The organism is Stutzerimonas sp. 21-1, assembly GCF_056336065.1.
Window position 1 is genome coordinate 2,188,818 of record NZ_CM150500.1, and the last position, 12,115, is coordinate 2,200,932.

Annotated in this window: 10 protein-coding genes; 2 read left to right on the forward strand and 8 right to left on the reverse strand. The window is 60.2% G+C overall.

Translation table 11 applies throughout. The features are described 5' to 3' along the window. Position 1 precedes the first annotated feature (1 nt). From AC0ZJQ_RS10600 to leuC, 7 genes are all read right to left on the reverse strand, one after another. Entirely contained in the window at positions 2 to 631 is a 630-nt protein-coding gene (locus AC0ZJQ_RS10600; RefSeq protein WP_476476617.1) for a phosphoribosylanthranilate isomerase, read from the reverse strand. A gap of 127 nt (positions 632 to 758) precedes the next feature. After that, positions 759 to 1,637: a tRNA pseudouridine(38-40) synthase TruA gene (gene truA, locus AC0ZJQ_RS10605; RefSeq protein WP_167135520.1), complete on the reverse strand. Its 879-nt coding sequence runs from the start codon at positions 1,635 to 1,637 to the stop codon at positions 759 to 761. Beyond that, the gene (locus AC0ZJQ_RS10610) at positions 1,637 to 4,399 is read right to left on the reverse strand and encodes a motility hub landmark protein FimV (RefSeq protein WP_476476618.1); all 2,763 of its coding nucleotides are present in this window, start codon (positions 4,397 to 4,399) and stop codon (positions 1,637 to 1,639) included. The genes truA and AC0ZJQ_RS10610 overlap by 1 nt, the downstream gene beginning before the upstream one ends. A 425-nt stretch (positions 4,400 to 4,824) precedes the next feature. Continuing rightward, positions 4,825 to 5,937 (reverse strand): aspartate-semialdehyde dehydrogenase, encoded by a 1,113-nt coding sequence (asd, locus tag AC0ZJQ_RS10615; RefSeq protein ID WP_165594580.1) that lies wholly within the window; start codon positions 5,935 to 5,937, stop codon positions 4,825 to 4,827. 56 nt (positions 5,938 to 5,993) lie between these two features. Then, complete coding sequence (leuB, locus tag AC0ZJQ_RS10620) at positions 5,994 to 7,076, reverse strand: 3-isopropylmalate dehydrogenase (RefSeq protein ID WP_476476619.1); 1,083 nt, start codon at positions 7,074 to 7,076, stop codon at positions 5,994 to 5,996. Between the two features lie 107 nt (positions 7,077 to 7,183). After that, entirely contained in the window at positions 7,184 to 7,831 is a 648-nt protein-coding gene (gene leuD, locus AC0ZJQ_RS10625) for a 3-isopropylmalate dehydratase small subunit (RefSeq protein ID WP_476476620.1), read from the reverse strand. A gap of 11 nt (positions 7,832 to 7,842) precedes the next feature. Further along, positions 7,843 to 9,270, reverse strand: coding sequence for a 3-isopropylmalate dehydratase large subunit (gene leuC, locus AC0ZJQ_RS10630; protein ID WP_008568869.1), 1,428 nt, complete (start codon positions 9,268 to 9,270; stop codon positions 7,843 to 7,845). 190 nt (positions 9,271 to 9,460) lie between these two features. On the opposite strand from leuC, the gene AC0ZJQ_RS10635 reads away from it, so the two are divergent. Beyond that, entirely contained in the window at positions 9,461 to 10,357 is an 897-nt protein-coding gene (locus AC0ZJQ_RS10635; protein ID WP_008568870.1) for a LysR family transcriptional regulator, read from the forward strand. 14 nt (positions 10,358 to 10,371) lie between these two features. Then, positions 10,372 to 11,118 (forward strand): SDR family oxidoreductase, encoded by a 747-nt coding sequence (locus AC0ZJQ_RS10640; protein ID WP_008568871.1) that lies wholly within the window; start codon positions 10,372 to 10,374, stop codon positions 11,116 to 11,118. A gap of 5 nt (positions 11,119 to 11,123) precedes the next feature. On the opposite strand, the gene AC0ZJQ_RS10645 is transcribed toward AC0ZJQ_RS10640, so the two are convergent. Further along, positions 11,124 to 12,098, reverse strand: coding sequence for a tRNA dihydrouridine synthase (locus tag AC0ZJQ_RS10645; RefSeq protein ID WP_476476621.1), 975 nt, complete (start codon positions 12,096 to 12,098; stop codon positions 11,124 to 11,126). Positions 12,099 to 12,115 lie beyond the last annotated feature (17 nt).

The window sequence follows — 12,115 nt, forward strand, 5'->3', positions numbered from 1 at the left end:
GTCACATGACAGAGCGAACTCGTTGAATGAACGCGCGAACTTTTTCGGCGCTCTTGATGCCTTTACTCAATTCAACGCCACCGCTCACATCAACAGCATAAGGGTGCACCTGGGCAATCGCGTCGGCCACGTTATCGCAGGTCAGACCGCCTGCCAGTATCAAAGGCTTGGGCAAATCGTCAGGAATAAGCGACCAGTCAAAACGCGCTCCCGTCCCCCCTGGCACACCCGCTATATAGGTATCGAGCAACAATGCGGTAGCTCCAGCCGTAGCATATCTAGCTGCCGCGGCGCCAATGTCGAATCCCGGTGCAACTCGTAGCGCCTTGAACCAGGGACGATGAAATCTTGCGCAGTCAGCAGGCTCCTCATCGCCATGGAACTGCAGCACATCGAGCGCAACCGCATCCAGTGTGTCTTCGACCTCACAGCGACTGGCATCCACGAAAAGGCCGACCACGGTCACGAAGGGAGGTAATGCCTCGACGATTTCCCGTGCCCGCCTGATGTCGACCGCACGCGGACTCTTGGCATAAAACACCAGACCGATGGCGTCCGCCCCAGCCTCCGCGGCGAGCAAAGCGTCCTCAACCCGGGTAATCCCACAAATTTTGCTTCGAACGACCGACAAGTCTTACTACCTTTGCGAAAGACAAGGGATGGTAGCAAAAGCCGTGCTGCCTGCAAGCCGAACGGACGGCTCGCAGAAGCCAGCAGCGCGTGAACATAGACGATCATTCGAGCTTAGCGCCGTAACGCTAGCCATTGTTCAAGCAGGAGTCCTGATGATCGGCAAGACCGGAAAGAAAGTGCGGACCAAGATACCGTTGAGGCAGCTTGAACTCTTCCGGGTATTCAACCCGTACCAGGTACAATCCATATGGATGAGCCGTGACCCCACCGGTTCGACGTATACGCGTCTGTAATACCTGCTGAGCCCACTCAACCGGGCGCTCGCCCGCTCCGATGGTCATCAGAACACCGGCGAAATTGCGCACCATGTGATGCAGAAATGCATTGGCACGCACGTCGATCACGATGAACTTGCCATGCTGTAGCAACTGCAGATGATGCACCGTCTTCACGGGCGACTTGGCTTGGCACTGTCGCGCCCGAAAGGCGCTGAAATCATGGGTACCGACAAGCGCCTTGGCCGCTTCGCGCATCATTTCGATGTCGAGTGGTCGATGGTTCCAGGTAACCTCTTCAGCCATGTGAGCAGGGCGAATTTGGTCGTTGTAGATGACATACCGATATCGGCGCGCCATAGCGCTGAAGCGCGCATCGAAATGAGCCGGCATCGCCTTGGCCCACGTCACGCTGATATCACCCGGCAGATTCATGTTCGCCCCCATGACCCAGGCGTGCATGCTGCGCTCAACTGAAGTATCGAAGTGCACCACCTGTCCGCTCGCATGCACCAGGGCGTCCGTGCGTCCTGCACAGCTCAAGGCAACGGGGTGTCCGCCGGCAACTCTGCTCAACGCGCGCTCCAGCGCCTCCTGAACTGAAGGTACACCCGCACGCTGGCGCTGGAAGCCACGGTAACGCGACCCTTTGTACTCGACACCTAGCGCGATTCTGGAAACGCCAACGGCAGCCGATTCGGCTGCCGCTTTGGGTACGTCGTGAAGCATCAGGCCAGCTTGGCGAGCATCTCTCGCGCCTCTTGCTGCTGTTGCTCGCTGCCCTCCGAGAGTACCTCGTCGAGAATATCGCGAGCGCCTTCGGCATCCCCCATATCGATATAAGCACGGGCAAGATCGAGCTTGGTTGTGGCCTCATCGGTATCCGAGAAGAAGTTGAAATCATCCTCCTCCGCCGCGCTTTCAGGCTCCGCATTCAAAGCGTCGGAAGACGCTGTTTTAGCGACATCCAGACTATCAACTGGAAGATCAAAATCCACACCATCGAACTGGTCAACCGCGCTCTCAATTTGCGACTCACTCACTGGCTCATGATCAAGGGACAGATCGAAGTCAGCCGACAGCAGCTCCTCATCTGCCTTGGCATCGCGGTTGGTCGCAACGTCTTCCAAGGATTCATTCAGATCGAAACTGAAGCTTTCTACCGACGGCTGCCCCTCATCCCCAGAAATGCGTTGTTCCTCAGCTCCGAGATCGAAGGAGAAATCATCCAGATCCTCAGAAAGGGAAGCTGCTAACGGGGACTCTTCTGCCAAGTCGGCAAAATGATCGTCCACACCTGCATTCTCTGTCGCGCTGGGCGCCGGCTCATCAAACGATAGATCGTCGAAGTCCAGGGTTTCGGGCTGCGCGGTTTCGCTGACTGGCGTAGCCGGGGTTAGGCTGACCTGATCGCTGTCCAGATCGATATCCAGATCGTCCAAACTCAGGTCGAAGGCGTCGTCTGGATCCTGCCCGGCAGCCTTCGCAGATACCTGCTCCTCGAACTGCAAATCGTCCAGATCGAAATTATCAAGATCGGCATGCGTTGCTACCGCTGCAACGGCTGCTATGGTGGCGATGGCCGGATACTTGAGCTTGAGTCGTTCGATATCGCTACCGGCACCACCAATTTCGCGCAACTCCGACTCTTGGCGAGCAAAACCGTCGCGATCACCCAGCTCTGCATAAACTTCCATCAGCTTCAGGCGTAGATCACTGCGCTGCGGTTCGTCGTTTAGGGCATTGCGCAGCAACTCGGCGGCCTGGTTGAAACGGCCATAGGCGATATAGATGTCAGCTTCTGCCAGAGCATCACCGGTAGAGGCATGCGTCGGAGCAACCGGTTCGGTTTCGACAAAGGTAGCGGCTGTGCTCGGGAGCGATGCGCCCGAGTCTGAATGCAGATCCTGTAGCGACCCGGGCTGCAAATTGAAGCTTTCGTTCTCACTTTCCGCGATGAGTTGCTCTTGAAGCTCAGCTTCCTTCATTGCGTTACGGCGAGATAGCGCCATCAACCCAACCAACAACAGTAGCAGCGCGCTTCCACCCAGCACACCGAGCAGCATCGGATTGGCCAGATATTCGTCAAGCAAGCTCGGCTCTTCAGACGCCGGAACCACGGGAGCTGCAGGAGCCGGCTTCGGTGCCGCTGCCGGCTTGGACGGCTGGGCCTTTTGCGAAGCAGGCGCCGCAGCGCTTGCCGTTGTTTCCTGATCAGGAGTCAGCTCGGTTTTGTTCTCGCTGGCGTTATCCGTTTCATCGCTCTGCGGTTTAGAAGCAGACGCGGAATCAGCTTGAATTGCCTGTGCAGCATCTTCCGATGGACGCTCGACATTGCTCGTCTCACCATCGACTGCTAGCTGAGCCTGCAGCTTGGCCAGCTGATCATCCTTAAGCTGCATCAAACGCTGGAGTTTCTCCAACTGACCCTGCAGCTCATCCAAGCGCTCTTTCAGATCGACATTTTCGCGCCGACTGGAGTCGAGACTCTCTTGAGTGGTGGCAAGGCGATCACGTAGCGCCTTGCTGTCGCCGCTGGAGCCGGTATCACTGCCGGCGGTGGATTTTCCAGCATCCGGAGCCACAAGCCGCAGGTTATCCCGATTATCACTTTGGGCAGGCGCTTCGCCTGCAGCGGTCCGGCGAGTCGCATCAATCTGCTTTGCTACATCGCGAGGCGCCGTGCGCGCCTGCCGCCAGATCGTATTCTGCTCGGCGACTTGCGCAATGGCCTCGGCCTGAGTGCGACTGTTGATCTGCTCGGCGCTGGGCAGACGCAGGACTTGACCGCTCTTCATGCGGTTGATGTTGCCATCGATAAAAGCGTTCGGATTCAAATCCTGGATGGCAAGCATGGCCTGATGGACCGTGCCAGAACCCGCGTTGCGCTCGGCAATTTCCCAGAGCGTATCGTGCGAAGAGGTCTTGTACTCGGAGCCGGTCGACACGCGCTCAGCCGCCTGCCCCGTCGTCGACGCGGATGATGGCGACTTCACCTGACTCGGCGCAGCCGAAACACTCGGCGTGCGAGCGGGCGCCACCGAAGCGATTGGCAACTGCGGGGCAACCGCAGCTACGGTTTCCGGAGAATAAAGCGGGGGGTCCAGCAACAATGTGTACTCACGCAACAAGCGACCGCTGGGCCATAGAACCTCAACCAGGAAATTGAGGTAAGGCTCACGCACCGGCTTGGTCGATGAGACTCGGATGACGCTTTTGCCGTCCGGCCGTAGCACCGGAGTGAATTTCAGATCGGTCAGAAAGTACTGACGATCAATTCCGGCGCGGTTGAATTCTTCAACAGAGGCGAGCGAGGGGACCACCTCGCCCGGAGAGAGCATTTTTGCGTCAAGCAGTTCGATTTCCGCAACCAGTGGTTGATTCAGCGACGATTGCAGCCGCACCTCACCAAGCCCCAGCGCATGGGCCACCTCGGTAGTCAGCGCAGTAGCAGCTGCAATTGCCAGTACCAGATTTCGAACCCGAACCATTGTCTATCCTTTGTTTATCTTTTTCTCGAAGCTTGAGAAAGGGTCTTATGTCACTGCCCGCGCTTTGCAGCGCCCCCGATCAGCGATAGGCCGTACTAGCACAACTTAGAAAAGTTCTTCGAATTACCAGTAAGTATCTTTTACAGATGGTGTTTTATCAACAACTTGGCGGACGGCGCAGCATTCCACTCCGACGCTTTTGGCACGTTATCAGACTCAATCCACAATTTGACTGACCCAGTCCCTGCGCGCTGTCGGGCTTCTTCACACCGAAGCCCGGGCTCACTAACGCCCGCCAGACCCAACGCTCACCGTCCACTGTCCAACAAGGGACACCCACCTGATATTTGACGCTGTGCCGGCGCACAGTCTGCAGGATGCAGGCGAAAAAAAACCGCGGCTAACCGCGGTTTTTTAAGAGCGACTCAACGCTCCAGAAGTATACGAAGCATCCGGCGCAGCGGCTCCGCAGCCCCCCAGAGCAATTGATCTCCAACGGTGAAGGCTCCGAGGAAATGTGAACCCATGTTGAGCTTACGCAAGCGTCCGACCGGCACGCTCAGCGTGCCAGTAACGGCCGCCGGACTCAGCTCCTGCATGCTGGCCTCCCGATGGTTCGGCACCAGCTTGACCCACGGATTGTGCTGACTGATCAGCCCCTCGATGTCCGAAATCGGCACATCCTTGTTCAGCTTGATGGTCAGTGCCTGACTGTGGCAGCGCATGGCGCCAATGCGCACGCAGATACCGTCAACCGGGATCGGGTTCTTGAAGCGACCAAGGATCTTGTTGGTCTCGGCCTGCGCTTTCCATTCCTCACGGCTCTGCCCGTTGGGCAGTTCCTTGTCGATATAGGGGATCAGGCTGCCGGCCAGCGGCACGCCAAAGTTATCGACGGGGAACGCTTCACCGCGCTGACTCTCGGCAACCTTGCGGTCGATATCCAGAATGGCGCTCGCCGGATTGGCAAGCTCATCGGCAACGGCGGCGTTGATGGTTCCCATCTGCTTGATCAGTTCGCGCATGTTCTGAGCGCCAGCACCGGATGCGGCCTGATAAGTCATGGCGCTCATCCATTCCACGAGGCCCGCTTCGAACAAACCACCAAGGCCCATCAGCATCAGACTGACGGTGCAGTTACCGCCAATGTAGTTCTTGGTGCCGGCATCCAGTTGCTGGTCGATCACGCGGCGATTCACCGGATCGAGCACGATAACGGCGTCATCTTGCATACGCAGTGCCGAGGCGGCATCGATCCAGTAACCTTGCCAACCTGCTTCGCGCAGCTTCGGGAAAACCTCGTTGGTGTAGTCGCCGCCTTGGCAGGTCAGGATCACGTCCAGCGCCTTCAGCTCATCGATACTGTAGGCGTCCTTCAACGGAGCGGTTTCCTTGCCGATGGCAGGCCCCTGGCCGCCAACGTTCGAGGTGGTGAAGAACACCGGTTCGATCAGATCGAAATCCCGCTCTTCCAGCATCCGCTGCATGAGCACGGAACCGACCATCCCGCGCCAACCGATCAGACCTACACGTTTCATCGCAACTACACCTATAGAAAAAGTGGCCCGCACATATAGAAAGGCGGGCAAAGAGCTTACAACTTCGCGAGCGCCGCGACTACCGCATCACCCATTGCCTGGGTACCTACCTTCGTGCAGCCCTCGGACCAGATATCGCCGGTACGCAGCCCCTGGTCGAGCACATCGCTGACCGCGCGCTCGATAGTGTCCGCCGCAACCAGCTGATTGAAGCTGTAACGCAGCATCATCGAAACCGAGAGAATGGTTGCCAACGGGTTGGCGATGTCTTTGCCGGCGATATCCGGTGCCGAGCCATGGCAGGGTTCGTACATGCCCTTGTTGCTCGCGTCCAGCGAAGCGGATGGCAGCATGCCGATGGAGCCGGTGAGCATGGATGCCTCGTCGGACAGAATGTCGCCGAACATGTTGTCGGTAACGATCACGTCGAACTGCTTGGGCGCGCGCACCAGTTGCATGGCGGCGTTGTCGACGTACATGTGCGACAGCTCGACCTCTGGGTAATCCTTGGCCACTTCCTCGACCACGGCGCGCCACAGCTGGCTGGAAGCCAATACGTTGGCCTTGTCTACCGAGCAGAGCTTCTTGTTGCGCAACATCGCCATATCGAAACCAACCTTGGCGATGCGGCGGATCTCGCTTTCGCTGTATGGCAGGGTGTCATAGGCCATGCGCTCGCCACTCTCGAGCACCTTGCTCTCGCGCGGCTGGCCGAAATAGATGCCGCCAGTCAGCTCACGCACGATGAGGATGTCCAACCCCGCAACAACCTCCGGTTTCAGAGTCGAGGCGTCGGCCAGTTGCGGATACAACAGCGCCGGGCGCAGGTTGCCGAACAGGCCCAGCTGCGAACGGATCTTCAGCAGGCCGCGCTCGGGCCGGATGGCAGGATCGATCGTATCCCACTTCGGACCGCCCACCGCACCCAGCAGAATGGCGTCCGCCTTGCGGGCGCGCTCCAGGGTTTCGTCGGCCAGTGGCACGCCATATTTGTCGATTGCAGCGCCGCCCAGTTCGTCATAGCTCAGCTCGAAACCGAGCTGGAACTTGTCGTTGGCCAGCTGCAGTACCTTGACGGCCTCCGCCATGATTTCCGGACCGATACCGTCACCCGGAAGAACCAGAATCTGCTTGCTCATTGCATTCCTCTATTTTTCGTAGGGTGGATAACGGCCATCGGCCTTATCCACCGGAATCCTCTGGTGGAAAAACGCTGCGCGGTTTTCCACCCTACCTGCACGCTCGTTTACTTGATCGCGCCGAACAGCCAGGGCTGGACCTGCCGGCGCTTGCTCTCGAACGCCTTGATCGCGTCTGCGTCCTGCAGGGTCAGGCCGATGTCGTCCAGCCCGTTGAGCAGGCAGTGCTTGCGGAAAGCGTCGATCTCGAAGCGGTACTGCACACCATCCGGGCGCGTCACGGTCTGGGCCTGCAGATCGACGGTAAGTTGATAGCCCTCGGTGGCCTCGGCCTGCTGGAACAGCGCATCGACCTCCTCTTCTTTCAGCACGATCGGTAGCAGGCCGTTCTTGAAGCTGTTGTTGAAGAAGATATCGGCGAAGCTCGGCGCGATGATGGCGCGGAAACCGTACTCATCCAGCGCCCACGGAGCATGCTCGCGGGACGAGCCGCAGCCGAAGTTCTCACGGGCCAGCAGCACGCTGGCACCCTGGTAGCGCGGGAAGTTCAGCACGAACTCCTTGTTCAGCGGGCGGTTGGAGCAGTCCTGATTCGGCTGACCAACATCCAGATAGCGCCACTCGTCGAACAGGTTGGGACCGAAGCCGGTGCGCTTGATCGACTTGAGGAATTGCTTGGGAATGATCTGGTCGGTATCGACGTTGGCGCGATCCAGCGGGCAGACCAGGCCGGTGTGTTGGGTAAAGGCTTTCATGCTGTTGCTCCTCAGGCCTGGATCAGTTCGCGAACATCGATGAAACGACCGGTCACCGCGGCGGCGGCAGCCATGGCCGGGCTCACCAGATGAGTACGACCGCCGGCACCCTGACGCCCTTCGAAGTTGCGGTTGGAAGTCGAGGCGCAATGCTCGCCGCTCCCCAGCTTGTCCGGGTTCATCGCCAGACACATGGAGCAGCCGGGCTCACGCCATTCGAAGCCGGCTTCGATGAAGATCTTGTCCAGCCCCTCGGCTTCGGCCTGCTGCTTGACCAGGCCGGAACCCGGTACTACCAGCGCCTGCTTGACGTTGGCGGCGACCTTGCGGCCCTTGGCCACTTCAGCGGCGGCACGCAGATCCTCGATGCGCGAGTTGGTGCACGAACCGATGAACACACGATCCAGCTTGATCTCGGTAATCGGCTGGTTGGCGTTCAGGCCCATGTACTTGAGAGCGCGAACGATGGAATCGCGCTTCACCGGATCGGCTTCGGCGGCCGGGTCCGGCACGCGCTGGTCGACCGCCAGTACCATTTCCGGCGACGTGCCCCAGCTGACCTGCGGCTTGATATCCTCTGCCTTCAACTCGACGAGGGTGTCGAATACTGCGTCCTCATCGGACACCAGGTCTTTCCAGACTTCGACCGCTTTTTCCCAATCCGCACCCTTCGGTGCATAAGGCCGACCTTCTACATAGGCGACGGTTTTCTCATCGCAAGCGACCATACCCACACGGGCACCGGCCTCGATGGCCATGTTGCAGAGTGTCATGCGGCCCTCCATCGACAGGTCGCGAATGGCGCTGCCGGCAAACTCCAGCGCATGGCCATTGCCACCGGCAGTACCGATCTTGCCGATCACCGCGAGCACGATGTCCTTGGCACTGACGCCGAACGGCAGTTTGCCTTCGACGCGCACTTGCATGTTTTTCATCTTCTTGGCGACCAGACACTGAGTGGCCAGCACGTGCTCGACTTCCGAAGTGCCGATACCGTGCGCCAGAGCACCGAAGGCGCCATGGGTGGAGGTATGCGAATCGCCGCAGACCACGGTCATGCCCGGCAGAGTGGCGCCCTGCTCCGGGCCGATGACGTGGACGATGCCCTGGCGCACGTCGTTCATCTTGAATTCGAGAATGCCGAAGTCGTCGCAGTTCTCGTCCAGCGTCTGCACCTGAATGCGCGAGACTTCGTCCGCGATGGCTTCCAGGCCGCCCTGGCGCTCACCCTTTGTCGTCGGCACGTTGTGGTCCGGCGTCGCGATGTTGGCGTCGATGCGCCACGGCTTGCGGCCGGCGAGGCGCAGCCCTTCGAAGGCCTGGGGCGAAGTCACTTCATGCAGGATGTGGCGGTCGATGTAGATCAGCGACGAACCATCGTCACGCCGCTTCACCTCGTGCATCTCCCAAAGCTTGTCGTAGAGCGTTTTGCCGGCCATCGAAGTTTTCCTCATCTGTTTTCTATGCGGGGCGAATAGCCCTTGCGCTTATGGGGCGATCCTAGGGGCTTGAATTGAATTACTCAAATTCATATTTTTTATTCGAAGCATTCCTTACGGGAATCACATGGGCCGCCGGTTAACACGCATTTATCCGGCTCGTAGCGCCAATCAACGACTTGGAGATCCCATGGATCTTGCCAATCTCAACGCCTTTATTGCGGTCGCCGAAACCGGCAGCTTCTCTCTGGCAGCCGAGCGTCTGCACCTGACACAACCAGCCGTCAGCAAGCGGATCGCCGCACTGGAAGGTCAACTTGATGTGCGCCTGTTCGATCGGCTGGGTCGCGAAATCAGCCTGACCGAGGCCGGCCGCGCGCTGCAGCCACGTGCCTACCAGATTCTCAACGTTCTGGAGGACACCCGCCGCGCCCTGACCAATCTCAACGGTGACATCGGCGGGCGGCTGTCACTCGCCACCAGCCATCACATCGGCCTGCATCGCTTACCGCCACTGCTGCGCGCGTTCACCCGGGCCCACCCGCAGGTGAACCTGGACATTCGCTTTCTCGATTCGGAAATCGCCTATGACGAGGTGCTGCATGGCCGTGCCGAACTGGCGGTCATCACTCTGGCGCCGCAGACGGCCGAGCCGGTGAAGGCAGTGAAGGTCTGGGACGACCCGCTCGATTTCGTCGTCGCGCCCGAACATCCGCTGGCGCGCAGGCCCACGATCACGCTGGCGGATATCGCCAGCCATCCCGCGGTATTTCCCGGCGGCAACACCTTCACTCATCACATCGCGCACCGCCTGTTCGAACGCGAAGGACTGACGCCCAACATCACCATGAGTACCAACTATATGGAGACGATCAAGATGATGGTTTCCATCGGCATCGCCTGGAGCGTTCTGCCTCGCAGCATGCTCGACGAACAGGTGGTTCGCCTGGATTTGCCGGGCATCCAGTTGACGCGCCAGCTAGGCTATATCCGGCACACCGAGCGAACGCTATCCAATGCCGCAAGAGCGTTCATGGCGCTGCTCGATAGCGTGGCGGGTACCGCCGAGCGCAAGGCAAACAACTAATAAAGAAGCCCACCATGTCCAAGGTCATGCTGATCACCGGCGCCAGCCGTGGCATCGGCGCCGCCGCCGCACAACTGGCGGCAGAACGGGGCTACGCCCTGTGCCTGAACTACCATCATCGGGAAGATGCCGCGCGCCAGGTGCTACACGAGGCCCAGCGCCTCGGCGTGCAGGCCATCGCGGTACAGGCCGATGTCTCCCGTGAAGATGAAGTGCTCGACCTGTTCACCGCGCTTGATCGGGAATTCGGCCGCCTCGACGTGCTGGTCAACAACGCCGGCATGCTGGAGCGACAGATGCGCCTGGAGCAAATGGACGCGGCACGCTGGAGCCGCGTGCTTGGCGCCAATGTGATCGGCAGCTTTCTCTGCGCTCGCGAGGCAATCAAGCGGATGTCGACACGCCACGGCGGGCACGGCGGCGCGATTATCAATCTTTCCTCGGCAGCCGCACGCCTCGGCGCCCCCGGCGAGTACATCGACTATGCGGCAGCCAAGGGCGCCATCGACAGCATGACGCTGGGACTGGCCAAGGAAGTGGGCGGCGAAGGCATTCGCGTCAACGCGGTGCGTCCCGGCGTGATCTATACCGACATCCACGCCAGTGGCGGCGAGCCGGACCGGATCGAGCGGGTCAAGACAAGCGTTCCGCTCGGACGCGGTGGCGACGCGCGTGAGGTCGCCGAGGCCATTCTCTGGCTCGCCAGTGACGGCGCCAGCTATACCAGCGGCGCGTTGCTGGATGTCAGCGGCGGACGCTGAGCCTGCTACGCCAACGCTCGTTGGCGGATGGCCTGGGTATCCACGCCGAGTAAGGCATCGATCCGCTCGCAGTCATTCTCCCGACGAAGCTCGGCAAACAATTCCGACGCCTGCGGATAATTGCGCGTCAGCAGTGCCAGCCATTGCTTGAGTCGGCCGGGCGCGTAGCGCGGTGCAATCTTGCCGCGGGCCTGGCGCCAGAAATCGGCCAGCATGGGGTTGAAGTCGTCCCAGCTCATCTCAGCCAGCGCCTGCCCCTGCCTCGCCGCCACGATCTGACGGGCCAGATCGGGACGCGAAACCAGCCCGCGCCCCAGCATCACATCCTCGACACCACTGACCTTGCGGCAACGGCGCCAGTCATCCACCGACCAGATGTCGCCGTTGGCGTACACCGGCACCTCCACCACGTCGCGCACTTTGGCCACCCATTCCCAATGCGCCGGCGGCTTGTAGCCATCCAGCTTGGTGCGTGCATGCACCACCAACTGCTGCGCGCCGCCAGCGGTCAGTGCACGCGCGCAATCGAGGGCACCATCCGGGCTGTCGAAGCCCAGACGCATCTTCGCGGTCACCGGAATATGTGCCGGAACGCTGCGGCGCACCTCGCAGACAATGGCGTGCAGCAGCTCCGGCTCCCTGAGCAGCACGGCGCCGCCGCGCGATTTGTTGACCGTTCGCGCCGGGCAGCCGAAGTTCAGGTCAATGGCCGGCGCTCCCAGCGTGCAGGCATAGGCGGCATTGTCTGCCAGGCAGGCCGGATCGGAGCCCAGCAGCTGCACCCGTACCGGCGTACCGGCACGGGTCACCGCGCCCTCGGCCAGCTCCGGTGCAAGCTTGCGAAAGCTGCTCTGCGGCAAAAGGCGGTCCGAGACGCGAATGAACTCGGTCACGCACCAGTCGACGCCACCCACTCGGGTCAGGACATCGCGCAGGATTTCGTCGACCAGTCCTTCCATCGGTGCAAGAGCGATCTGCATGGTCCGTGACGTCTCGT